19 protein-coding genes are annotated in these 23,493 nt (G+C 58.0%); 8 read left to right on the top strand and 11 right to left on the bottom strand.

All coding sequences use genetic code 11. The features are described from left to right. Positions 1-9: 9 nt before the first annotated feature. A complete protein-coding gene (locus GO988_RS08775) occupies positions 10-954 on the bottom strand; it encodes a CPBP family intramembrane glutamic endopeptidase (protein WP_157564286.1) in 945 nt (314 codons plus the stop codon). Positions 955-1,091: 137 nt separating this feature from the next. On the opposite strand from GO988_RS08775, the gene dusB reads away from it, so the two are divergent. After that, positions 1,092-2,081, top strand: coding sequence for a tRNA dihydrouridine synthase DusB (gene dusB / locus GO988_RS08770; RefSeq protein WP_317164827.1), 990 nt, complete (start codon positions 1,092-1,094; stop codon positions 2,079-2,081). 108 nt (positions 2,082-2,189) lie between these two features. Here the strand turns inward: dusB and GO988_RS08765 are convergent, their stop codons facing one another. Then, positions 2,190-2,636 (bottom strand): DUF4174 domain-containing protein, encoded by a 447-nt coding sequence (locus tag GO988_RS08765; RefSeq protein ID WP_157564282.1) that lies wholly within the window; start codon positions 2,634-2,636, stop codon positions 2,190-2,192. Positions 2,637-2,790: 154 nt separating this feature from the next. Between GO988_RS08765 and gndA the strand changes: the two genes are divergently transcribed. From gndA to pgl, 3 genes are read left to right on the top strand one after another with little or no spacing between them, the layout of a single operon-like run. Continuing rightward, complete coding sequence (gene gndA / locus GO988_RS08760) at positions 2,791-4,320, top strand: NADP-dependent phosphogluconate dehydrogenase (RefSeq protein ID WP_157564280.1); 1,530 nt, start codon at positions 2,791-2,793, stop codon at positions 4,318-4,320. Beyond that, positions 4,321-5,835 carry a glucose-6-phosphate dehydrogenase gene (gene zwf / locus GO988_RS08755; protein WP_157564278.1) on the top strand — a complete coding sequence of 505 codons (1,515 nt, stop codon included), beginning with the start codon at positions 4,321-4,323 and terminating at the stop codon, positions 5,833-5,835. Between the two features lie 4 nt (positions 5,836-5,839). Continuing rightward, positions 5,840-6,577, top strand: a complete 738-nt coding sequence (gene pgl / locus GO988_RS08750) for a 6-phosphogluconolactonase (protein WP_157564276.1) — start codon at positions 5,840-5,842, stop codon at positions 6,575-6,577. A gap of 121 nt (positions 6,578-6,698) precedes the next feature. Here the strand turns inward: pgl and rpiA are convergent, their stop codons facing one another. Next, entirely contained in the window at positions 6,699-7,460 is a 762-nt protein-coding gene (gene rpiA, locus GO988_RS08745) for a ribose-5-phosphate isomerase RpiA (protein ID WP_157564274.1), read from the bottom strand. Positions 7,461-7,551: 91 nt separating this feature from the next. Between rpiA and GO988_RS08740 the strand changes: the two genes are divergently transcribed. Continuing rightward, positions 7,552-8,568: a DMT family transporter gene (locus tag GO988_RS08740; RefSeq protein ID WP_157564272.1), complete on the top strand. Its 1,017-nt coding sequence runs from the start codon at positions 7,552-7,554 to the stop codon at positions 8,566-8,568. A 191-nt stretch (positions 8,569-8,759) separates the two neighbouring features. On the opposite strand, the gene GO988_RS08735 is transcribed toward GO988_RS08740, so the two are convergent. Both GO988_RS08735 and GO988_RS08730 read right to left on the bottom strand, forming a co-directional pair. Next, positions 8,760-11,174, bottom strand: a complete 2,415-nt coding sequence (locus GO988_RS08735; protein ID WP_157564270.1) for a hypothetical protein — start codon at positions 11,172-11,174, stop codon at positions 8,760-8,762. A gap of 355 nt (positions 11,175-11,529) precedes the next feature. Next, on the bottom strand, positions 11,530-13,299 hold the full coding sequence (locus tag GO988_RS08730; protein ID WP_157564268.1) for an amino acid permease: 1,770 nt from the start codon (positions 13,297-13,299) through the stop codon (positions 11,530-11,532). Between the two features lie 294 nt (positions 13,300-13,593). On the opposite strand from GO988_RS08730, the gene GO988_RS08725 reads away from it, so the two are divergent. Further along, positions 13,594-14,658 (top strand): lipocalin family protein, encoded by a 1,065-nt coding sequence (locus GO988_RS08725; protein ID WP_157564266.1) that lies wholly within the window; start codon positions 13,594-13,596, stop codon positions 14,656-14,658. On the opposite strand, the gene GO988_RS08720 is transcribed toward GO988_RS08725, so the two are convergent. From GO988_RS08720 to GO988_RS08710, 3 genes are all read right to left on the bottom strand, one after another. Further along, on the bottom strand, positions 14,655-15,650 hold the full coding sequence (locus GO988_RS08720) for a ScyD/ScyE family protein (RefSeq protein WP_157564264.1): 996 nt from the start codon (positions 15,648-15,650) through the stop codon (positions 14,655-14,657). The two genes, GO988_RS08725 and GO988_RS08720, sit on opposite strands and share 4 nt — an antisense overlap. Positions 15,651-15,824: 174 nt before the next feature. Then, positions 15,825-17,114 carry a chromate efflux transporter gene (chrA, locus tag GO988_RS08715; protein WP_394351220.1) on the bottom strand — a complete coding sequence of 430 codons (1,290 nt, stop codon included), beginning with the start codon at positions 17,112-17,114 and terminating at the stop codon, positions 15,825-15,827. A gap of 263 nt (positions 17,115-17,377) precedes the next feature. Then, a complete protein-coding gene (locus tag GO988_RS08710; RefSeq protein WP_157564262.1) occupies positions 17,378-18,355 on the bottom strand; it encodes an isopenicillin N synthase family dioxygenase in 978 nt (325 codons plus the stop codon). A gap of 207 nt (positions 18,356-18,562) precedes the next feature. Between GO988_RS08710 and GO988_RS08705 the strand changes: the two genes are divergently transcribed. Further along, positions 18,563-19,426: a hypothetical protein gene (locus GO988_RS08705; protein ID WP_232341449.1), complete on the top strand. Its 864-nt coding sequence runs from the start codon at positions 18,563-18,565 to the stop codon at positions 19,424-19,426. A gap of 124 nt (positions 19,427-19,550) precedes the next feature. Here GO988_RS08705 and GO988_RS08700 read toward each other — a convergent pair whose 3' ends face one another. The 3 genes from GO988_RS08700 to GO988_RS24380 all read right to left on the bottom strand — a co-directional run bounded on the left by GO988_RS08700 (position 19,551) and on the right by GO988_RS24380 (position 22,596). Further along, positions 19,551-20,936 carry an FAD-dependent oxidoreductase gene (locus tag GO988_RS08700; RefSeq protein ID WP_157564260.1) on the bottom strand — a complete coding sequence of 462 codons (1,386 nt, stop codon included), beginning with the start codon at positions 20,934-20,936 and terminating at the stop codon, positions 19,551-19,553. A 46-nt stretch (positions 20,937-20,982) separates the two neighbouring features. Next, positions 20,983-21,465: a GAF domain-containing protein gene (locus GO988_RS08695; RefSeq protein ID WP_157564258.1), complete on the bottom strand. Its 483-nt coding sequence runs from the start codon at positions 21,463-21,465 to the stop codon at positions 20,983-20,985. 78 nt (positions 21,466-21,543) lie between these two features. Continuing rightward, a complete protein-coding gene (locus GO988_RS24380) occupies positions 21,544-22,596 on the bottom strand; it encodes a mechanosensitive ion channel family protein (RefSeq protein ID WP_198172587.1) in 1,053 nt (350 codons plus the stop codon). A 427-nt stretch (positions 22,597-23,023) separates the two neighbouring features. Between GO988_RS24380 and GO988_RS08685 the strand changes: the two genes are divergently transcribed. After that, on the top strand, positions 23,024-23,347 hold the full coding sequence (locus GO988_RS08685) for an ArsR/SmtB family transcription factor (RefSeq protein ID WP_157564254.1): 324 nt from the start codon (positions 23,024-23,026) through the stop codon (positions 23,345-23,347). The last annotated feature ends 146 nt before the right edge of the window (positions 23,348-23,493 follow it).

Raw genomic sequence — 23,493 nt, 5'->3', positions numbered from 1 at the left:
GAGGATAGGTTAAGAAACGGGCGTGGCAGGCGCCGCCGGCGGGGTGGCCCAGCGCTGGCGCAGGCCGTAGAGCAGCGCCGCGCTCAGCACGGCCGAAACGAGCACGGTGGGCCAGGGCAGCACCTGGTTGGCGTCGGGGTCGAAAGAGGTGGGTAGGCGGTGGCTTTGGGCCAAATAAATGAGAACGAGCTGAAAGGCGTTTTGCGTGAAGTGCGCGGCCATCGGCACCAAAATATTGCCGCTCCACTCGTACAGATAACCCAGCACCAGCCCCAGCAAAAAACGCGGCACAAACCCAAAAAACTGCATGTGCACGGCCGAGAAAACCGCCGCTGCTAGCCACACGCCCACGTGCCGCGACGCAAACCAGCGCACCAAATTGCGTTGCACTACCCCCCGAAATACGAGTTCCTCGGCAATGGCTGGCACCAGGGCAATCACGAGGAGCCCCACTCCTAGGCGGCCGGGGGTGCTAAAATTGGTCAGGTATTTTGTGATGTCGGTGGCTTGGTCTTCCATACCCCGTGCCCACAGTTCAAAGTCGTGCAAAAATGCGGGAAAGTGCACGCCCGCGTTCCAGGTCACTATCGTCGATAGCAACGGAATAAGGCAGACAATGAGCACTGCCGCCCCCAACGGGCCCCAAGCCGCAGCCAGCCGGCGCGGGGCGAAATAATCGCTCGGCGACTGCTGTAGCACCAGCGGCAGTACGGCCGCGCCGGCGCCCAAGCCGGCCAGCGACAGCCCTTGCAACAGCATAAGCACGGCCCAGGCGTGCGGCGCCGCTTGCGGCTTGGCCGACAGCTCGCCGAACTGCGTGAGCGACACGCCATATACCTGGTTGGCCAGTATTAAGGCCAACAGGCTGGCTAGGCTAAGCCCCGCAACAGCCAGTCCCACCAGCATCAGCAGCTGGAGAATGGGGTGAACCTGGCGGGGTAACAAACCTTTCATAGGGTAGGGGCTGTTCGAGAGGGTGTAAATTTGCGCATAACTATTGACTTACGCCGGGCGAGGCGCCTGTCGACCGGTGCCAGCGCCCGGCGCGGCGCCTACAAAATCCGTGCAATCTGCTTAAATCTGAAAAATCTGTGGTCCATATTCGCAACATTCAGCTGCCCGACTTCCCGCTCCTGCTAGCGCCCATGGAAGACGTGAGCGACCCGCCCTTCCGCGCCGTGTGCAAGGCCAACGGGGCCGACCTGATGTACACCGAGTTCATTTCGAGCGAAGGCCTAATTCGGGCGGCGGCCAAAAGCCGGCAAAAGCTCGATGTATTTGACTACGAGCGCCCTATCGGCATTCAGCTGTTTGGCTCCGACGTGGATACGATGGGCGAGTGCGCCGCCATCAGCACCGAGGCGGGCCCCGATTTGATTGACATCAACTACGGCTGCCCGGTGAAGCAGGTGGCGCTGCGCGGTGCGGGCGCGGCCCTGCTGCGCGACATTCCGAAGATGGTAGCCATGACCGCCGCCGTGGTTAAAAACACCCACTTGCCCGTGACGGTAAAAACCCGCCTCGGCTGGGACACCGAAACGCAAAACGTGGAGGAAGTGGCCGAACGCTTGCAAGACGTAGGTATTGAGGCGCTTACGGTGCACGGCCGCACCCGCGTGCAGCTCTACAAGGGCGAGGCCGACTGGCGCCTCATCGCCAAAATCAAGGAAAACCCGCGCATCAAAATCCCGATTTTTGGTAACGGCGACATCGATTCGCCCGAAAAAGCGGTAGCCTACAAAAACCGCTACGGCGTGGACGGCGTCATGATTGGGCGCGCCGCCATCGGCTACCCCTGGATTTTTCGGGAGGTGAAGCACTACGCCACTACCGGCCAAAAACTCGCGCCGCCGACTTTGGAGGAGCGCATTGCTATGTGCAAAATGCACTTCGACAAAAGCCTGGAGTGGAAAGGTCCGAAAGCCGGCATCTTCGAGATGCGCCGCCACTACACACATTATTTCCGCGGCCTGGAAGGCGCCAAGCAGTGGCGCACCCGCCTGGTCGATGCCGAGCTGGGCGAGGAAGTGTACGCCATCCTGGAAGAAATCGCGGCCAGCGACGCCGTGCTGGTGGGGTAGGCAAAGACTTCTGTAAGAAGAACGTTTCGCTAAAATAAAAGAACGTCCTGCTGAGCGAAATCGAAGCAGGACGTTCTTTTTTAATGATTTAGTCAAACAAGCGACGCCTCAATTTTTATCCTTGCGGCCCATTTCCTCACGGCGCATGGGCATTTTATCCACGGTGCTGAAGAGTGCGGCGGGGGGTAGGGGCCGGGCGCTGGTTTGCTTCACGCCACCGTCTTTGCCCACCAGCACCACGACGAAGCCAGCGAGCGCCTGCCCCAACTGCTGCTGCCAATACTGGCGGTCGGCGGGCGAGAGTTGGTCATAGAGCACTTCCAACACCTGAAAATCGCGTTCGGCCAAGCCGTTAGCCTCGGTAGCAAGCAAGGTTTTTTGGCGTTGAAAATCGGCTTGGGTGGCGCTGGGTGCGCCAATAAGCAGCACCCGCTGCTTCCAGCGGCTGGCGCGCAGGGTTTGGGCTAGGCCGGGGGGTAGGGCGCTAGTGGCGGCCAGCGCGGGCACGAGCGCCAAGGCCACCAACCCACCAAAAATCCAGGTGCGAATTGGCATTTTTAAAACTAATTGGGCGAAGGTTTCTTACGTTAAACAGGCAGTTCGTAGCCGAACGGGGGGGTAGCGCTGGCAATTGGCGGGCAGCTTACCAGCCGTTTTTGCGTATAGCCTTCCTTTGCCGTTTCACCCCTCACTTCTCCCAGACACCCCGATGAGCGACACCCCCACGCAGTACGCCTTTGGCATGATTGGCCTCGGCACAATGGGCCGTAACCTCCTACTGAATATGGCCGACCATGGCTTTGCGGTAGCCGGCTACGACAAAAACCAGAAGCAAATTGACTTGCTGGCTCAGGAAGGCAAGGATAAGCCCGTGCAGGGCTTTACCGACCCGCAAGCCTTTGTGCAGAGCATCAGCACGCCGCGCGCCATTATGATGCTAGTGCCCGCCGGCCCCATCGTCGACAGCGTTATTGCCGACATGGTGCCGCTGCTAAGCCCCGGTGACATTCTCATCGATGGCGGCAACTCGTACTTTACGGACACTACGCGCCGCGATAAAGAACTGGCTGAGAAAGGCTTTCACTTCTTCGGCATGGGTGTGAGCGGTGGGGAGGAAGGCGCCCGCTTTGGCCCTAGCATGATGCCGGGCGGCGATAAGGATGCCTACAAAACCATGCAGCCAGTGTTTGATGCCATCGCGGCGCACGTTGGCGACGAGCCCTGCGTGGCCTACATGGGGCCGGGGGCCGCCGGGCACTTTGTGAAGATGGTGCACAATGGCATCGAATACGGTTTGATGGAGCTGATTGCCGAAACTTACGGCTTGCTCAAAAATGGCCTGAAGCTGAATGACGACGAAATCGGCGCGGTGTTCACGAAGTGGAATGAGGGCCGCTTGCAATCTTTTTTGCTTGACATTACCAAGGATATTTTCGCTTTTAAAACGCCCGACGGCGACCACCTGCTGTTTAACGACATTAAGGATGAGGCGCGGGCCAAGGGCACGGGCAAGTGGACGTCGCAAGTAGCGATGGACCTGCAAGCACCACTGCCCACGGTAGATACGGCCGTGGCCATGCGCGACTTGTCGAAGTACAAGGAGCTGCGCGTGCAATTGGCCGGCCTCTACCCCACCGATGAGCAACCGCTGACGGAGGATAAGGAAGCCTTTTTGACCAGCCTAGAACAGGCGTTTTATTTCAGCATGATTATCACCTACGCCCAGGGGATGAACATGCTGGCTAATGCCTCGACCGAATACAAATATGATTTGCAGCTGGCCACCATTGCCCGCATTTGGCGCGGCGGCTGCATTATTCGGTCGGCCTTTCTGAATGATATCTACAACGCTTACCAGGGCGACAACAACTTGGCGCACCTGCTACTCGATGGCAAAGTGCAAGAGCTAGTAAAAGGCGCAGTGGGTGGCTCGCGCACCATAATTGGCGCTGCTACGGCTGCCGGGCTACCGGTGCCGGCTTTCACCAGCGCGCTAGGCTACTTCGATGCCTTCCGCACGGCGCGGCTCCCTTCCAACCTCATTCAGGCGCAACGCGACTACTTTGGGGCGCACACCTACGAACTAGTTGGTAAAGAGGGCGTTTTCCATACCCAGTGGACGGGCATGCGCAGCAAGCCCGAAGCCCCAGCCGGCCCGGCTACCAACCAGCCACCTACTACGCCGCCCGAGCCCGGTGTAAAGCAGTCGAACGAGGAGACTACTAAACCGAAGCTGTAAATGAACGCCCTTTTAAAATCGCAGCCGACTGTGTTCGTCATTTTTGGCGGCACCGGCGACCTGAACGCCCGCAAGCTGGCCCCGGCCCTCTACAACCTGTACCTCGAAGGCTGGCTACCCGAGCAATTTGCCCTCATCGGCACGGGCCGCACCAAGCTCACGGACGAGGAATTCCAGGGTCGGATGCTGAAGGATATCAACGAGTTCTCGCGCAGCGGCAAGGTAGCCGACGACAAGTGGGCCGGCTTTGGCCCCCGTGTGCACTACCAAGCCGCCGATGTGCAGAACGCCGAGACCTACAAGGACTTTGCTTCCCGCATTAAGGAGCTAGAGAAGGAATGGAAAGCGCCCGCCAACGTTATTTATTACCTGGCGGTAGCACCTAACTTCTTCCCTATTATTGCCGAAAACCTGGCCAAAGCTGGCCTCACAACCGATGCCGAGCGTACGCGCATCGTTATTGAGAAGCCTTTTGGGCACGACTTAGAATCGGCCAAGGAGCTGAACCTGCTGCTGGGCCGCATATTCCAGGAAAAGCAGATTTACCGCATCGACCACTACCTGGGCAAGGAAACGGTGCAGAACATCATGGCTTTTCGCTTTGCGAACGCCATCATGGAGCCGCTTTGGAACCGCAATAGCATCGAGCACGTGCAGATTTCGGTAACCGAGCAACTGGGGGTAGGCGAGCGCACCGGCTACTACGACGGCTCGGGCGCGCTGCGCGACATGATTCAAAACCACCTGCTGCAATTGCTGTGCATCGTGGCTATGGAGCCGCCCATCAGCTTCAGCGCCGAGGAGGTACGCAACCGCAAGGTAGACGTGCTGCGCGCCATGCGCCGCTTTACGCCTGAGAGCGTGCGCGAGCAGGCCGTGCGGGGGCAATACGGCGCTGGTTGGCTAGAAGGGGCGCAGGTGCCCGGCTACCGCGAGGAGCCCGGTGCCAACCCGCAGTCGAACACCGAAACCTTCGCGGCAGTGAAGTTTTTCATTGACAACTGGCGCTGGCAAGGAGTGCCGTTTTACTTGCGTACTGGCAAACGCTTGCACCGCTCGGCATCGGTTATCACCATTCAGTTTAAGGATGTGCCGCACTTCATCTTTCCGCCCGAAACGGCGGATACGATGCGCCAAAACCGTTTGGTTATCAGCATTCAGCCCGAAATGAGCATTCGGCTGCAAGTGCAGGCCAAACGCCCCGGCGTGGAAATGATGCTTAACACCGTGGACATGGTGTTTGACTACAAGGGCACCTACGTGGCGCAGGCCCCCGAAGCCTACGAAACGCTGCTGCTCGATGTAATGCTCGGCGACCAAACGCTCTTTATGCGCGGCGACCAGGTAGAGGAGGCCTGGGACTTGGTGATGCCCATCGTGACTTCGTGGCAAAACCGCGTGAGCCAGAATTTCCCCAACTATTCGGCCGATTCGTGGGGCCCGGAGGTGGCCGAAGCGCTTATTGCGAAGGACGGTTTTCACTGGTTTACGCTCCCGCTGAGCAGCAAAAAATAGTCCGATGAAACTTCACGTTTTTCCCGGAGCCGACGAAGTCCTGCGGACCCTAGCCGATTATTTTGTGGCGGTAGCCAGCCAAGCCGTAGCCGCCCGCGGGCGGTTTGCGGTGGCGCTATCGGGTGGCAGCTCGCCCAAAAAACTCTACGAGCTACTGGCATCGCCCGAATACCGAGAGAAAGTAGCCTGGGAACAGGTTTACTTTTTCTTCGGCGACGAGCGCAACGTGCCCCAAACCTCGCCCGACAGCAATTACTTGATGGCTAAAAAGGCGCTGTTTGAGCCGCTGGCAATTCGGTCGGCGCAGGTATTTGCCGTCGATACGCGCCTACCCCCCGCCGAAGCGGCTACGCAGTATGCGCTGGCCATTGAGGAATTTTTTGAGGAGAAAAAAGCGCGTTTCGACCTCGTGCTGCTTGGGCTAGGCGACAATGCCCATACGGCCTCGCTGTTTCCGCACACCCCAGTTTTGCACGATACGACCGTGGGGGTGAAGGAAGTCTTTTTGCCTGAGCAGCAAGTATTTCGCATCACCATGACGGCCCCGCTCCTTAACCAAGCGCGAGCCATTGCCTTCCTAGTATATGGCGCAAGCAAGGCGCTGGCCGTGCAGCAAATCTTGGAGTTTGACCGGGATATTGAGCAATACCCAGCCCAACTTATTGCTCCATCGAGCGACGAAGTAGACTGGTTTTTGGATGCGGCCGCGGCGAAGGAATTAAAGAATCAGCAAAGCAGCTAGCTGCTACTCCGCCGCTAAAAAGGCCGTATTGCTAAACGCAGTAAAGCATCTCTACTACGCCATAACGGGTGCGGTAGAGATGCTTTACTGCGTTTAGCAATACGGCCTTTTTTGGTATTGATTACGGCAGTTCTGCAAAGTCCGACGCCGGCCGCGCCTCCTGGCCAGGCCGCAGCACGAAGGCTTCGCCGCCGCGCACTACCACAGCCGCTTTGGCTAAACCGAGAAAAAGACCGTGCTCCACAATGCCCGGGATGGTTTTGAGTTGCGTTGCCAACCGCTCGGCATCCGCAATTTGGCCGAAGTGGCAGTCTACCAGCAGGTTCTTTTGGTCGGAATAATAGTAAGTGGTTGCGTCATTTTTGGCCATGCGCACTACGGGCGCGCCGCCCAGCGCCTCCACGGCATCGAGTACCCAGGGCAGCGCAAACGGCACTACTTCGAGCGGCAGCGGGAAGCGGCCCAGGGTGGGTACTACCTTCGACGAATCGACTACTACCAGCAAATAGTCGGAAGCCGTTTCGAGCAATTTCTCGCGCAGCAACGCCCCGCCACCGCCTTTGATGAGGCGTAGCTGGCCATCCAGCTCATCGGCCCCATCCACAGCTAGGTCGAAGCGCAGGCCCCGGCGCGGTGCCACCAGCGGAATGCCTACCTCACGCGCCAGCGCCTCGCTGGCCAGCGAGGTGGCGGTGCCCTGCACTTTCAGCCCTGCCTGCACTGCCACCCCCAACTGCCTAATAAACTGCGCCGATGTACTACCGGTACCCAAGCCCAGCAGCATGCCATCGCGCACCCAGCGCAGGGCCGCGGCGCCGGCTTGGGCTTTTTCCTGGTCTTGCAAAGTAGCGGCGGAGTTGGGCAGGTTGGCAGGGGGTAGCATAGGGAAGCAGGTAATAATTTGGGCAATGTTACGCTAAATAAGCCGCTACGGCCTACCCTGCTGCCCCCGCGCGCAGCCGTAATTTTGGGGCATGCTTCCTCGTTCCGTTCCTGCCTCGCCAGTGCCTACCCCCCTCCTCGATGCTGAGGCACTCCCCGCCGTGGCGGCCGCGCCCGAGGTCGTGCCTACTTCTACGGCGGCAAGCAGCGTATCGCCCGCCGCCTGGGGGCTGCTGCTGGTGCTGTCGCTGATATGGGGCACGTCGTTTATTCTAATGAAGAAAGGCTTGGTGGTGTTTTCGGCCATGGAGCTCGGGGCCACGCGCGTGAGCGTAGCGGCCCTGCTGCTGCTGCCCTTTGCCCTGCGCGAGGTGGGGCGCGTCGAGCGCAGCCGTTTTAAGTGGCTGGCACTCAGTGGCACGGTGGGCACACTTATCCCGGCCTTTCTGTTTGCCTATGCCGAAACCAAGCTAGCCTCGGGGTTGGCTGGCGTGCTCAATGCCCTCACAGCGGTGTTTGCGCTGCTGGTGGGCGCGCTGCTGTTTGGGCAGCGCCTGACGGGACTACGGGTGCTGGGCATCGGGCTAGGCTTGGTGGGCACGGTGGTGCTGATGCTGCTGGGCGGCAGCGGTGATGCCCTAGTGGGCACGGCCCCTACCCCCACCGGCGCGGGCAACGCCTGGTATGGCCTCTACATTGTGGCAGCTACTATTGGCTACGGCCTCAGTGTGAACGTGATAAAGCACCGCTTAAACGCCATGACGCCGATGGCCGTGACGTCGTTGCTGCTGCTACTCATTGGCGGGCCGGCGCTGGCGTATTTGCTGCTGGGCACGGACTTCGTGCATAAGCTGGCCACCGTGCCGGGAGCATGGCCAGCGTTTGGCTACATTGCCCTACTGGCCACCATGAGCACGGCGGTAGCTACGGTGCTGTTCAATATGCTCATTCAGCGTTCGACGACACTTTTTGCGTCGTCGAGCACCTACTTGATTCCCATTGTGGCGCTGGGCTGGGGCGCGCTCGACGGCGAGGCCTTCAACCAATGGCACGCAGCCGGCATGGGCATTATTCTGGCAGGCGTTTTCATTATTCACCGCGCTCGCTGAGGCTTAGCCGGGCAATAAATACTACCGCGCTCTAGGCGTCGGGCAGTGCTCCTTAAGAAGCTATTCGAGTTAACAAAACCGGTTGTCAGGGCGCGCAGTACGCACGCCCTGACAACCGGTTTTTGGGTCTTTAAAAAGGCAAAAGGCAGCCCGTTGCCAGGCTGCCTTTTTAGTAGGGGGTAGGCGCGTGGTTAGTACTTCAGCAGGCGCAGCGTTGCCGGGCCAGTAGGGCCGAGGAGCTGCACCAAGTACACACCGGCCGGTTGCCCGCTCAAGTCGAGGGGTAGGGCAGACGGACCAGCTGGTACTAGTTGGCTGGCCGACAATATGTTTTGGCCCATAGCATTCTGCACCAACGCTTGCACTTGCGTAGGCGCGCTGTAGTCAGTTTGCAGTGAAAACTGGCCGGTGCTAGGGTTGGGCACTGCCACTAAGGTGGCGGCCTTGCCCGTACGTACGGCCACGATAGGTGAGTAGCTAGCCGAGCCATCCCCATCTACCTGCTGCAAGCGGTAGTAGGCCAGGCCTGTGGCGGGGCGCTTATCCACGAAGGTATACGTATGAGCTTGCGCACTAGAGCCGTAGCCTGCTACGGTGCCCAATGGGGCAAAATCTTCGCCGTTCAAGCTGCGCTCAACTACAAAGTGGTCGTTGTTTTGCTCGCTGGCGGTGGTCCAGGTGCAGGCCACGGTGGCGCCAGCGCGTTGCGCCTCAAATGCTACCAATTGCACCGGCAGTGGCCCACTACTTGGGTTAGAGGTTATGGCAAACGGCGAGAAGTTGCTCACACCCGTGCGCTGCACCGTGGACTGGCCCGTACCATCCGGAGTGGTTGCCCCAGCGTCCTGAATTACCCCGTCCCATTTGGTTGAGTAGTGGTCGATGTACGCGCTGCCCTGCACAAAGCTGCTGCCTTGCTTATTGGTATTCCAGCCCAGCTTTAGCGTAGCTGCCACAGTTGCGCTCGTTTCGTGGCTGATAAACCAGGTTGTATTCACATTGGCCGTATTAGTTAGGGGCGTTCCGGAAGACGTCCACACGGCGTTTGCATTCGTGCCGGGGTTGTTATATGCAGCGTATACGTTGTCAATAGCCCGCACCCGGTAGGTTTCATCCTTGTCGGTACTACCCGCCGTGATAAAAACTGGCACATAGGTGGTAGCCGTAGTAGCCACCGGAAATAGCACCGGTACGCTGCTGCCCTGAGCCCCAATAACGGTAGCCCGGTACTCGCCCCTCCCGGTGGCTATCACCAAGCCGGTGCTAGCGCGGTTGAGCACGGCATTGCGGAGCATAGTCAGGTTGTAGTTGCCCAAGGTGATGCTTTTGGGCAGTATTAGTGTGCCGCCCACCGTAATTGCTCCAGCGTTCAAAAACTTCGCGCTGTTGCTAAATGTGAGGTTGGAGTAAGCGGCGGGCAGCACGTTCTGGCCACCATTGGTATAAACGTACTCTACTGTGCTACCGGTGGTTAGGCTGCCTAGCTTGAGGCCCGTGGTAGTAGGCACGTTATTATCTATCCGCAGCGTCGAACTACTGGGCACGTCAATAGTAGCGGTTATATTGTCGGTGGGCGCTATGTAAAGTGTAGCCGGCGCCGCGGCTGTGCCCACCACTACGTGCGAGTTGGTGCCCGTTACCTGCCAGCTGCCACTGCCAAGGCGCGTAGCAGTGTTGGTACCCTGCACGTAATAGGTAACATCGGAAGCCGTGAAATCGACGGCCCTCGCGAGGGGGTTGCTGCCGTCGGGGTTCTGGCCCCAAGTAGCGCTAGTGCCGGTAGCGGTATTATCGAGGTTGCCGGTAGTTTTGGAATATAGCACGTTGGTTTCGGGGTTGATAACAATGTCATCAATGCCCATGCCGTTGCCGTTGGTAGTCGGACTGAACACATACTCGAAGCACACGATAATCTCATCGCTTTGAGCCAAGTTTACGTTCATCAGGCGGTACTCCGTAGTCCGCTTGTAGGTATCAGAGTTGCCGTTGGTTAGGCCTTTCTCGGTACCTGTAGCGGGGGCGGGCAAATCTAGTTCCGGCACGCGGGTCCAGGTGGTAGTAGTAGCGGTTTTGTCTTCGGCTAGGTCGGCCGGGGCATAGGCCGTGCCGGTAGAGGGGTACTGCCGGTAGTATGTAGTGAATTTCGCATTTGTAGAAATGGTCGAATTGTACCACTGCTCAAAAGCATAGCGAATGTCCAGGTTTTTGATGGGCACTCCTAAGTTATTGCGCAGCCGCACCGCAATGTAGCCGCGGCCCGTAAAGCCGCCCGCAATGCCGCCCAGCGCCCGTTCGGTAGAGCCCATATCACCAAAGCTGTACGCACCAGGATTGCTATTAGAACCGTCATTGGGCCCAACTGCGCCCCCCAGTACGTAGAACGCAGTGCTGCCAGCTGGCGAGTAGCCCACTATCATACCCTGCAAATTGGAGGCAGTGCCATCGCTGCCAAATTGGGTATAGCCCGCGGTGGCCGTATTGCCAGTGGCCATGTTGCCAAAGTCCTGGGTATAGGGGGAGGGGGAAGAGAACGTGTACTGCGCTTGAGCGCCTAGCGTGGCCAGCAACAGTGGCATTGCTTTTACTACGGTGTATAGTTTTTTCACCAATCTAAACGGGCTAAATGAAAGGAGTATTTTTGCCTTATTCTAGAAGCTGGTGCGATGCAGCTTAGAATACTCCTAACAAAAGTAGCCTACCATGGCAACCACAACAATTGCATGTTAGTTAAATACAAAATTTTACCACAATATTTATAAAATATTGAATATCTGTCCCTTATACACACAGTATCAATCTATTTTTGGGATGATTTATGGCCGAGTATTGGTATAAAAAGCAGATGCCACCCTACCCCTACCCCTTCAAGAAGCGGGCAAGGGGTAGGGTGGCATCCTAGTTAGGCGCCAGTATAGCATTTTATTAATTTGCGCTGGCACCGCCAAAGCGGATTTACTCAAGCTACTCTACTAGCGCTTTATTTAGCTTTGAGTGCTTGTAGCCGTAGCCGAAGTAGATGCTAAGCCCAATGAGCAGCCAAATCAGGAACATTGTCCAGTTGTTGATACCGAGTTGCGTCATCAGGTACAGGTTGGTGAGCAAGCCCAACACCGGCAGCAGCGACAACTTTTTGCGGAATGTAACAACGGCGATGGCCAGCGAGGCTAGAACGAACACCAGGTAAGGAATTTGGTGGCGGAACACGCTGTACCAGCTTTCGCCGGTGCGGGCAGCAGTGGTGCCATTAGTGTCCTCCACCAGCTTAATGATGGTGGCGTGGTCGTAGCGCCAGAGCAGAAACGCGCTACCCGCCAGCAGCAGCGGCACCAGCAATTGCCCGTTGATGTAGGGCACCCGGAAGCGCGCCTCGGAGCGGCCGTAGGGGTCGATGATGAGGATGCCGCCGCAGACGAGCGCAAAGGCGAACAGCGTACCGATGCTCGTCAAATCCACCACCAAATCCATGTTCAGAAACAGGGCCGGCACTGCCACAAAAAAGCCCGTGACGATGGTGCTGAACGAGGGCGTATGAAACTTGGGGTGCACCCGCGCAAATACGCTGGGCAGCAACCCGTCGCGGCTCATCGTGAGCCAGATGCGCGGCTGGCCCAGCTGAAACACCAGCAGCACCGAGGCCATCGCAAACACCGCACTCACGGCCACCAGGCCCGAGAGGCGGGGTAGGCCCACTTTGGCAAACACGAACGAGAGCGGGTCGCCTACCCCTAGCTCTTTATACGACACCATGCCGGTGAGTACCAGCGTAATAATAACGTAGAGCACCGTGCAAATAATGAGCGCGTACATCATGGCCTTGGGCAAGTCGCGCTGCGGGTTGTTGCACTCCTCGGCGGTGGTCGAAATGGCGTCGAAACCGATGTAGGCGAAGAACACGGCCGACACGCCCTTAAGCACGCCGCCCATGCCATTGGGGGCAAAAGGCGTCCAGTTTTCGGGCTTCACATAGAATGCGCCGACCACAATCACCACGCCCACGATTATCAATTTCAATAAAACCAGCAGGTTAGAAGCATTTTTCGACTCCTTAATACCTACATACACCAGCGCCGTGATGAGCACCGTGATGCCAAAAGCCGGCAGGTCTACCACGAAGCGCCAGTCGCCAAACAAGGTAGGAGCGTTGGCCCAGGCCTGGTAGGCTTCGAGTTGGGCGGGGGTAGCCTCGGCCAGCGGCTTGCCGGCCTGCATGAGGGCCAGCACGGTTTCGTAGCCGTGGTGGGCGCTTTGGGTGCCCATCGTAAGCCAGCGCGGAATGTGCAGCCCAATGCCGTCGAGCAGGCCGGTGAAGTAGTCGCTCCACGAAATGGCCACCACGATGTTGCCCACCGCGTATTCCATGATGAGCGCCCAGCCGATTATCCAGGCCGCGAGCTCGCCAAACGAGGTGTAGGCGTAGGTATAAGCCGAGCCGCTAACCGGAATGGTGGCCGCAAACTGGGCGTAGCACAAGGCCGAAAACGCGCAGGCAATGGCCGTGAACACGAACAGCAGCGACACGGCCGGCCCGCCATTCAGGCTGGCTTGGCCGATGGTTGAGAAAATGCCGGCCCCGATGATGGCCGCAATGCCCAGCCCCGTAAGGTCGCGCACGGTGAGGTGGCGGGCCAGGCCGCCGGCCGAGCCGCCGTGGCCTTCGGCATCGGGGGGCGGGTTTTGAAGAATGGCCGCGATGGTTTTGCGGCGGAAAAGCGAGGAATTGGCAGGGGGCATTCGGCCAGAAAGAAATGGGCGCGCAAAATAGCAAACGGCCAAGTTACGGCCGAGCCGGGGGCAATTGGTGGGGGTAGGGCACCGAAGCGGACGGCGAAGCTTTTTTCAAGCTATCGCGCCGCGCACCCTCCTAGCCTACTCCCCTACCCCGTCTTCAGGCGGGCAGCGCCTCTTGGTAATGGTAAACTACGTTTCTATTACCCCAAGGGCAGCTGGATACCGTAGAAGACTTATGACAGCCCGCTGTACTCGTATCTTCAAACTTTTTCATGCTAAAATCCCTTACTCCAGAGTATGATGCGATTATCTCTGGCCTTGCTTCTGCTTTTTTTGGCGGCTTGCACAGCTATCAAGCCAACCACCCAATTCAACCCTACTGCTACCCGCGCTGCGCTGCCCCACGAGGAGGCGCCGCACCCGCGTAACTCGCTAGAATGGTGGTATGTAACGGGCCACCTCACCGACCACGAGACCGGCGAGGTATTTGGGATTGAGTACGTCTTTTTTCATTTCAACATGAACAAAGGCAAGCAGGACTACCAGATGGTAAACGTGGCCCTGACTGACCCACAGGGCCAGCAGTTTAAGTACGACTACAAGCTGGGCAAGCTGCCCCGCCTGCTTACCGACTCGCTGCCCCTGCACCTGCGCGACCAGAAGGCCGGCGAGGTGTGGAAGTTTGACGGCCAGCAAGGCCGCTACGACCTGGAAGCCGCCCTCACGGGCAAGGCCAACGCGGGCTACGCCCTGAAGCTTAGCACTACCCCCATAAAACCCGTGCTGCTGCACGGCGGCACCGGCTACGAAAACTACGGCGGCGGCGTGTTGGCGGGCTACTACTCCTACCCCCGCCTGGCCACCAACGGTACGCTCACGGTGGGCGGCAAGGTGCACCAGGTAAGCGGCGAGCTGTGGTACGACCGCCAGTGGAACTGCACCAGCATTGTGAGCAAGGATGTGGGCTGGGACTGGATGAGCATTCAGCTCGACCACCACCAGGATGAACTGATGCTCAACACGCTGCGCAACCGTGCCACTGGGGAGGGCCTCAACAACGGCTCGTTTTACAGCGCCGATAGCCAGAACGTGCACCTCACCGGCACCGACTTTGAGCTTACCCCCCTCACGTATTGGATTAGCCCCACCTCCAAGAAGAAATACCCCGCCAAATGGCGGGTGCAGGTGCCCAAGCAGGGTTACGACCTAGTGGTGGAACCCTTGGTGCCCAACCAAGAGCTGAGCCTGCGCTTTTTCCATACCTTCACCATGCACTATTGGGAAGGCATGTGCCGCGTGACGGGCACCCGCTACGGCCAGCCCGTCACGGGCAACGCCTACGTAGAAATAACTAACCGCTAATAGGTTAGCTTTTGAATGGTGCCATCGCCCGAGCTGAGCACGTAATACGTGCGGCTGCCAACGCGCTCAATATCGGTGGGCCGGTCTAGCCCCGCTAGCAAGGTAGCCTTGTTAGTATCGACCAACTGGCCGGTTTTGGGCGTGAAGCCGATGTTGGGCGGCGTGAGCGAGAATTGGGCGTACTGCACCACAATCGGCTTGTTATTAGCTGATAAGGCAATATCGGTGAGGGTCGTGAAACCAGTTTGGTACTCGCTGACTACCCCGCTCGGGCTGACCAAGTAAATTTTGGTAGCGCCCGGCGTGAAGGGAAAGCCGCTCAGGCCGCTTACCAAGAAATTGTTGCCGTCGTAGACAATGCCAGTGGGCACGGCGTCGGTCGTCGTATTCACCCCGGGCAGCTTGGCAAACACGCTGAGCACTCTGGTTTTGCTGTCGCGCTTGATGATGGCATTAGCACCCGAATCCGTAATGTACAGGTTGTCGTCGGGGCCTAGCGTCAGGTTGTAGAGGTTGGTATTGAGGGGGGTAGTAAGCTTTTGCGCCAGCACAAACGTGCCAATATTCTCGGCGCTCAGGTTGCTGGCTACGTAGGGCGTATCGCCGGGCTTGAAGGCCGATACGTCGAGCGTGTATAGCTTGCCAGCGGCGCCGTCGAGCACGTAAAGTGTGCCATTGTGGTAGAGTAAGTGCCCGATTCCTTCTACCGCCCCGTTGTTCACGGCCGACGATAAGCCCGTGAGCACGGGGTAGGCTTTGCCATCCGTGGTCACGAGCGAAGCCTGCGCGTCGTTTTTGCCGGTGCCGCTCTGCGTTACCCAGGCCTGTCCGCGCTCATCGAAGCTCATTCCGATGGGCATGGTGAGGTTGCTGGCAAAGACTTGCGCGGTGAAGCTAGTGGGTTCGGCCACTATTTCGGGGTCATCGTTTTTGCAGCCGGTGGCTGCCGCCAAGGCTACCAAGGCGCACCAAGCGTGTGTTTTCAAGCTCATAGCAGTAAGGTGGTAAGGTTGAGGTTGCACCCAAGAGTGCAATACGAAAATAACCAAACGCTTACTTACTAGCTACTTATTAAAAACAAAATCTAGGGAATATTCCTATAAGCCGAACAGTATATCGTGCTTCGCAGTGCTCCCGCGACCCTACCCCCTCGCTGCTCATTACCCTTAGGGCACCAACACCCCTGCCAGCAAGGCCACGCCCACCATTACTACGCTCGGAATCCGCTCCCAGAGCAGCACCAAAAACGTGAGGCCCACCAGCAGCGGGTTAAGCGGCAGGTGCCAGTGGGCCAGCGAGCCCGGCAGCGCCAGCAGGCGGTCGGGCAGCGGGTGGTAGAGCAGCAGCGCCGCCGCGCACACCAGGCCGGCACTCACGGCATTCACGCCTTCGAGCGAGGCCTTCACCACGCGGTACTGGCGCAGGCCGTCCCAGAAGCGGATGATGAAAAATATCAGGAACGTGCCCGGCAGAAAAATGCCAATTGCCCCCACTGCCGCGCCCAGCAGCTGCGGCCCTACCCCCCCCAGCGGCCGCATAGCCAGCGCCCCGATGTAGGAAGCAAACGAAAAGTTGGGCCCCGGCAGCGCCTGCACCAGCCCCAACCCCGACAAAAACTCGGGCCCCGTGAGGTAGTGCTTGTACTCGACAAACTCGGCAAAGAGCAGCGGCGCCAGCACCTGCCCGCCCCCAAATACCAGCGAGCCGTTGCGGTAAAAGTTCTCGAACAGCCGCACCGGCCGCAGCTGGGTATAGTGCCCCAGCACCGCCGCCAGCAGAAAAATCCCCAACCAGAGCGCCCCATTGGCCCACTCCACCCGAATGGGTTTTTTATCGGGCACAATGGCGTGCTTGCGGTAGCGCAGCGTGGTTACGGCCCCGCCCGCCAGCAGCAGTAGGGGTAGCACCCCTGGCAGCTGGAAGAAATACGCCACCATAGCGGAAGCCACCATCAGGGCCACCGACGTTTTAGTTTGAATAACTTTTTCGGCAATGCGGTAGGCCGAAAATGCCACGAAGCCCACGGCCACCGGCTGCACAAACTGCACCAGCCGCCCCGTAAGTGCCGCGTCAAAATGCGTGAGCAGCAGCCCCGCCAGCGTCATGATGAGCACCGCCGGCAGGCACCAGACAAAGAGCGTGAGATAGGCCAAATTGGGCCCGCCTAGCCGGAAACCGATGGCCGTCATGGTTTGGGTAGAAGTGGGGCCCGGCAGCAGCGCGCACAGCGCTTGCAGTTCTAGCAATTCGGCCGCGGTGAGGTAACGGCGCTTGTGCACCAGCAGCCGAAACATCATGGCTAGGTGCGCCTGCGGCCCGCCAAAAGCCGTGCAAGCCAGGCCCGCTACATCTTTCAAAAAAATGAGGTTCCGCGTCCGGCGCATGCGCCGGCCCGCGCGGCGCAACGGCGCCGGCAGGTTAGGCAAAACGGGAGGGGTAGGCTTTTGGTCGGGCACAGAGCAGGCGGGTAGCAGTGCCGAAGATAAAACCGGCCGGCAAGTTGCGGGCCTCCAACCCAGCAAGAAGAATCGGGAGAGGAATATCGAGCTGCTGAAAACCGGCCAAAAAAGAATGCCCTGCTGAGTTTGTCGAAGCAGCTCGCTTGGGCCGCTGGGTTGCTATCCCAACGATTCGAGCGAAGTGCTTCGGCAAATTCAGCAGGACGTTCTTTTTGTCAGCCTGCTAGTGCTGGCTTCCGTCAGCCGTAGCCGCTTCCAACCTATTTTTTCTTCAAGCCCAGCTCAATCAGGCGCTCGTTTAGGAACTCGCCGGCCGTGATGTCGGCTTCCTTCTTGGGGTTGTCGGCCGTTACGAGGTGAGGCAGGGCCGCCAAACTCATCTCGGAGCGCGGGTGCATAAAGAACGGGATGCTGTAGCGCGGGGTGTTCATTTTCTCGCGGGGCGGGTTCACCACGCGGTGAATGGTGCTCTTGAGCACGCCGTTGGTGAGGCGCTGAAGCATGTCGCCCACGTTCACCACAATCTGGTCGGGTAGGGCCGTGATGGAAATCCACTGGCCGTCGCGGCGCTTCACTTGCAGGCCGTCGGCGCTGGCGCCCATCAGCAAGGTAATGAGGTTGATGTCGCCGTGCTCGGCGGCGCGCACGGCATCGGCGGGCACTTCCTCGGGGTTTTCGATGGGGAAGTAGTGAATGGGCCGCAAGATGCTGTTGCCGTTTTTCACCTTGTCATCGAAGTAATTTTCGGGCAGCTCCAGGTACAGCGCAATGGCGCGCAGCACGTCTTTGCCAGCCGCTTCGAGGGTGCGGTAGGCCTTCATAGTACTCTGCGCGAAGCGGGGCACTTCGGCGGGCCAAATGTTGGCGGGGTAGTCGTTCTTAACCGGGTCGTTTTCGTCGAGCACTTCCTGGCCCACGTGGTAAAACTCCTTCAGGTCGCCGGTGTTGCGGCCCTTGGCATGCTCCTTACCCTTGCTGATGTAGCCGCGCTGGCCAGCCAGCGCCGGGTTTTCGTATGCTTGCTTCGTGGGGTCGGGCAGTTGAAAAAACTCCTGCACGTCGTGGTAAAGCTCCTTGGTTTGCTCGTCGTTGAGGCCGTGGTTTTTGAGGGCCACAAAGCCAATGCTTTGGTACGCGTCGCCGAGCTCTTGCACAAACTTGGCTTTGCGGGTGGGGTCGCCCGAACGGAAATCAGCCAGGTCGAGCGAAGGGATGTGGTCAGGCAGGTTATCAGCCATAATTAAGTAGGGGTTAGGTTACTTGCTGATTAGTGACTGTTAACTACTGGTAGCAGGCTGCGCCGGCGGCTGGTTGAGCGCACAACCAACCACTGGGGTAGCCCGCCAGCAGCAACCAGTAGTTACCTACCGCGAAGTTAGCACAAAACCTTATGCTGGCCAGTTCGCGTACAGTACAGATTACCTACCCCATTCTGCCTCTTTCACATGAAACTATTCCTCGCGCCGCTTAGCGGCTTGCTGGCCCTTGGGCTTCTCGGCAGCTGTAGCACGACGCAGCAAGCCGAAACTGCGGCTACTACCAGCCCGGCCGACCGCGATGCGGCCCTGGGTGCGCAAACTACTACCTCCACCGTATCGGGCCAGGCCCAAACCAGGAACGGCATCACGCTCACGCCCTTCGACGATTCGCCCAAGTTTCCAACGGCTCAAATGCGCCTCAACTCGCCGGTAGCTGGCTCGACGGTACCCAGCGGCGAAGTAGCTTTTTCCTATGAGCTGACCAACTTCCAGCTTACTAAAATGACGGCCAGCGACCACGCCATGCAAATGGCTAACTCCATGAAGGGCCAACACATCCACAACATCGTGGATAACCAGCCCTACACGGCGCATTACGATACGAAGTTTACCAAGCCTATCGCCGACGGCCAGCACGTGGTACTGTCATTCTTGTCGCGCTCTTACCACGAGAGCCTTAAACACCTGGGTGCTTACGACTTGCGCGTCATCACGGTGGGCACGCCGGCCGCCGATGCTACCCCCTCTACTTTCGATGTGAAAGCCCCGGCCCTCTTTTACAGCCGCCCCAAGGACACGTATGCAGGCAAGGATGCGCAAAAAATCATGCTTGACTTTTACCTCGTGAACACGACCCTAGGTGATAGTGGCAACAAGGTGCGCGCCACTATCAACGGTACGGAGTTCATGCTCAACCAGTGGCTGCCTTACATGATGGAAGGCCTACCCGCTGGCCAAGCTACCATCAAGCTAGAACTGCTTGATAGCAGCGGCACGCTCATTCCCGGCCCCTATAACTCGGTAACGCGCACAATTACGGTCGCACCGTAAGGAGGGGTAGGCGAATCAGTTTCTTGCTAAACAGCACGTCCTGCTGAGCTTGTCGAAGCATCTCTACCGCACTATTGAGTGATGCGATAAAGATGCTTCGACAAGCTCAGCAGGACGTGCTGTTTTAGTAGGCGCTAGCCAGCGCCTGTGCTACTAGCGACTGCACTTCTGGCTTATCAAAGTCTAGCTCGTTCTGGATGAGTGGCATAACCCGCGCCATAATGGCCTCTTGGCGCTGGCCGGCGGCCCAGGCTTCGGCATAGGAGGTGTCGGGCGAGAACGTGACGCGCGAGTACAGCGGCACCCACTGGCCGGGGTACTGCGCGGCGATTTTGCTCTCGATTTTCTTTTGCAACAGAAAGCGTGGGTCGGCCACGCGGTCGCGCATCTCCACGAAGTTGTAGAGCGCGAGGTCGGCCATGGCATCGGTGTTGGGTTTGCGCTGGGTTTCGAACGCTTTCATCACCGTGGGCCAATTATCCTCGCCTAATTGGTCGAGCAACTGGTTGAGCACTGTGCAATCCTCAAAGCCCGCGTTCATGCCCTGCCCGTAGAAAGGCACAATGGCGTGGGCCGCATCGCCGAGCAGCAGCACACTGTCGCGGTACGCCCACGGGAAACACCGAATCGTAACCAGCGAGCCCGTAGGATGGTCGAAGAATTCTTCCGTCAGTTGCGGCATCAGCGGCACAGCATCGGGAAAGACGGTGGTAAAGAACGTCGTGACGTCGGCTGGCGTTTGCAGCGCGGCAAACGACTTATCGCCCTCATAAGGAAAGAAGAGGGTAGCGTTGAACGAGCCGTCGAGGTTAGGCAGGGCAATCATCAAAAAATTGCCGCGCGGCCAGATGTGCAGCGCGTTTTTTTCGAGCTGCCAGCTCCCCCCCTCGCCGGCGGCAATGGTCAGTTCTTTGTAGCCGTACTCTAGGTATTGCTGCGAGTAGTCGGTGCGGTCGGTGCGCTGCAAGGCCCCGCGGACCGCCGAGAAAGCACCATCGGCGCCAAATAGCCGCTGGTACGCCACATCGTGCGCGTGGCCGGTAGCCACGTCTTGCAGGTGCAGGCGGCGGCCGGGCAAGTCAAGTTGCAGCAGCTTCTGGCCGAAAGTTATTTGCACGCCGGGCTCCTGCTCGGCCAAGTCGAGTAAGGTACAGTTGAGGTTGCCCCGGTTGATAGAGTAGATGGCCTGGTTTTCCTGCCCGTAGGGCTGAAAGGTGAGCTGCCCCTGCCCGTCGTGCATCACGCGCCGGTACATGGGGATGCCCACCTGCCGGATATCATCGGCCACCCCTACCCCCGCCAGCGCTCGCCAGCCGCGGTCAGAGAGCGCCAAGTTGATGGAGCGGCCGCCTAGTAGACCCTGCTGCCGCGGGTCGGGTAGGCGCTCGAACACCTGCACCGGGTGGCCGCGCCGCGCCAAGTACAGCGCCAGCAGCGAACCCACTAGGCCCGCCCCCATAATGGCCAGCGGCTCATCGGCCGAAGCCGGGGCAGAAGGAATAATAGCCATAGCGAAAATAACGAAGGGAAGCGACTACCAGCCGCCAATAACGAAGCTAAAACCAACTGGCAGCCAATTCCATCAAACGCTCCAGGCCGTGCTGGTCGGCGGCGTCGAAATCGTTTAGCTGGTCGCTGTCCACATCGAGCACGGCCACCACTTGGCCATTTCTGAGCACCGGCACCACAATTTCTGATTTTGAGTCGGAGCTGCACGCAATGTGGCCCGGAAAGGCTTCTACATCGGGCACCAGTACGGTGCGGGCCTCAGCCCAGCTAGTACCGCACACCCCCCTACCCCTCCGGATACGGGTGCAGGCAATGGGCCCTTGAAACGGCCCCAGCACCAGTTCATCACCCTTTACTACGTAAAAACCCACCCAAAAAAACCCGAACGCCTGCCGCAACGCAGCGGCTGTGTTGGCCAGGTTGGCCGTTAGGTCAGCTTCCGGCGCGGTAAGGGCCTCTATTTGGGGGTGCAACTCAGTATAGCGGCCCTCTTTGGGCAGGCTACTGGTCAGGAACAGATTTTCAGACATGCGAAACGAGCTAACAAAATGCGCTGGGTAGCGGCGCGCAAAAGTACCCGCCACCTGCTCCCCGGCACGCGGGCCGCCTTATTCTGTTGGCACCGCAACGGGCGTGCTCACGCTAGCAAAGGTGCCACCCTGGTGCTCAACTACCTGTACAATACGGTAGTTAAGGTCTTCCTTGGTGTCCAAGTATTCGTCATAACTGGTAGTTTCCACAAAGTATTGCACCGTTACTTCCTTACCGCTGGGCGTGATATTGTTGAACTTCATCTGCACATCCTGCGTAACAAGTGGGTGGTCTTTAATCGCTTCAACTGCCTCCAGAATAATGGCTTGCAGTTGTTGGCTGTTCGTTTTGTGGTCGAAGATGAGCGTGAAGCCTACCCGCCGCGACGTGCGCAGGCTTAGGTTATCGAGGGGCTTATCAATCATGTTCTTATTGGGCACCGTGAGGTAGCTTTTTTCGGCCGTGCGCAGACGGGTGCTGCGGAAGCCAATTTTTTCGACGGTACCGCTCACGTTGCCAGCCGTCACGAGGTCGCCTACGGCAAATGGCTCATCCAGAAAGATGGTGAAGGAAGCCAGCAGATTTTCGAGGCTCTCTTTGGCCGCAAAAGCCACCGCCAGCCCGCCAATACCCAGGCCCCCAATCAGGGCCGTCACATCCACCGAAAACACCTTGCCCATCATCACCAGCACGCCGATGAGCACAATAAACACCTTCAACAAATCCTTGGCAAAAGGCAAAAACTGATTATCAAGGCGGCGGGCGCTTGGAGTGGCCGTTAACTCGGCCCGGCGCTGCACAACCAGCAAAGCGAAATCAACTAGCCGCGTGATAACCCACACTACTGTACCAATTACACCCAAGTGAAATACCCCCAAAAGCACCACCTTATGCCACGGCTCCACGCCCTTCACGGCCAGGGGGGGTAGGGGGTAGCGCAACACGCTAAAAGCCAAATACAGCGTGGCCAGAAACAAGAGTGTTCCTAGGGGATGGATGAGCAAATCGTGTAGTTCCTGCTCCGTCACTCCTGCTGCGTAGCGCTTGGTAAGCCGATAGAGAATCTTGCTTACTAAGCGCGATAATAACCGGTTTAGAACAGCACCGAGCAGCAGTATAAACGCTGCCACAACATAGTCTAACAATTCATTACCCAATACTATATGGTGCAAGAAGCTTGGTATTTCCATCAGGAGTAGCCGAGGGTAGTTAGGCTGTCGGCAAGTGGTAGTACGCGGCGCTTTGCTTTGCTGTTTAGCTGAACACGGACTTTCAATCGACAAACCACCCTTATCTATCGATAGACAACATAATATTATGTCATTTTAGCATAATAGGTTCTTGTATGGTAAAGATGCAAAAAGCGGCTTCACGCGCTGCAAACTAAGAAATTGCACTTACCCATGAATAAAAAATACTCCCCCGTTTTTATCTTGTAAAGTTTGATTAAGTAATAATAGCCTTTTTATCACTACTTTTCGGGACCCAAACCTGATTTACAGGTTTACTAATACTCACTCTTCTCTTCCCTCTTCTACCATTTTTTCGTTCACTCTAATGAAACCTTTGCACACTCGCGTCGATGCGCAGCAACTAGACCGCGCAGCGGCTATGCTCAAAGTTCTCTCACACCCCAAACGGCTCGCTATTGTCGACTTGCTTGGCAAGACTAAAGGTGGCAAAGAGCAGCAGATGTCGGTTACGGAAATATATCAAGCCCTTGATATTCCGCAGGCTATCGCTTCGCAGCACCTCATTACCCTCAAAGACCGCGGCGTGCTCAAGTCGAGCAAAGTAGGCACCAAGATTTACTACTCGCTAGCCGTGCCCCAACTGATGAAAATTATTGATACGCTGGAAGACTATTCTGGCCGTATCTAACTAGATTTCACGTTCTTGCTCAGCAATTATGGACCACCCCGCTGGGTAAGAACTTTCTGATATATTAAAAAAGGCTGCCATTGAATTGGCAGCCTTTTTTAATGAAATATATACTATATATGCTGATTTACGCTAAATAAGCCAAC

It is taken from the genome of Hymenobacter ginkgonis, from assembly GCF_009755225.1.
GTDB classification, from domain to species: domain Bacteria; phylum Bacteroidota; class Bacteroidia; order Cytophagales; family Hymenobacteraceae; genus Hymenobacter; species Hymenobacter ginkgonis.
Note: the sequence above shows the minus strand (reverse complement) of the source record. Positions and strands in the feature narration are given on the sequence as shown.

Bases quoted from the DNA above. Each gene is read 5' to 3' on its own strand.
- GO988_RS08775 (WP_157564286.1), bottom strand. From the start codon at position 954: ATGAAAGGTTTGTTACCCCGCCAGGTTCACCCCATTCTCCAGCTGCTG.
- GO988_RS08765 (WP_157564282.1), bottom strand. From the start codon at position 2,636: ATGCCAATTCGCACCTGGATTTTTGGTGGGTTGGTGGCCTTGGCGCTC.
- gndA (WP_157564280.1), top strand. From the start codon at position 2,791: ATGAGCGACACCCCCACGCAGTACGCCTTTGGCATGATTGGCCTCGGC.
- zwf (WP_157564278.1), top strand. From the start codon at position 4,321: ATGAACGCCCTTTTAAAATCGCAGCCGACTGTGTTCGTCATTTTTGGC.
- pgl (WP_157564276.1), top strand. From the start codon at position 5,840: ATGAAACTTCACGTTTTTCCCGGAGCCGACGAAGTCCTGCGGACCCTA.
- rpiA (WP_157564274.1), bottom strand. From the start codon at position 7,460: ATGCTACCCCCTGCCAACCTGCCCAACTCCGCCGCTACTTTGCAAGAC.
- GO988_RS08740 (WP_157564272.1), top strand. From the start codon at position 7,552: ATGCTTCCTCGTTCCGTTCCTGCCTCGCCAGTGCCTACCCCCCTCCTC.
- GO988_RS08730 (WP_157564268.1), bottom strand. From the start codon at position 13,299: ATGCCCCCTGCCAATTCCTCGCTTTTCCGCCGCAAAACCATCGCGGCC.
- GO988_RS08725 (WP_157564266.1), top strand. From the start codon at position 13,594: ATGATGCGATTATCTCTGGCCTTGCTTCTGCTTTTTTTGGCGGCTTGC.
- GO988_RS08720 (WP_157564264.1), bottom strand. From the start codon at position 15,650: ATGAGCTTGAAAACACACGCTTGGTGCGCCTTGGTAGCCTTGGCGGCA.
- GO988_RS08710 (WP_157564262.1), bottom strand. From the start codon at position 18,355: ATGGCTGATAACCTGCCTGACCACATCCCTTCGCTCGACCTGGCTGAT.
- GO988_RS08705 (WP_232341449.1), top strand. From the start codon at position 18,563: ATGAAACTATTCCTCGCGCCGCTTAGCGGCTTGCTGGCCCTTGGGCTT.
- GO988_RS08700 (WP_157564260.1), bottom strand. From the start codon at position 20,936: ATGGCTATTATTCCTTCTGCCCCGGCTTCGGCCGATGAGCCGCTGGCC.
- GO988_RS08695 (WP_157564258.1), bottom strand. From the start codon at position 21,465: ATGTCTGAAAATCTGTTCCTGACCAGTAGCCTGCCCAAAGAGGGCCGC.
- GO988_RS08685 (WP_157564254.1), top strand. From the start codon at position 23,024: ATGAAACCTTTGCACACTCGCGTCGATGCGCAGCAACTAGACCGCGCA.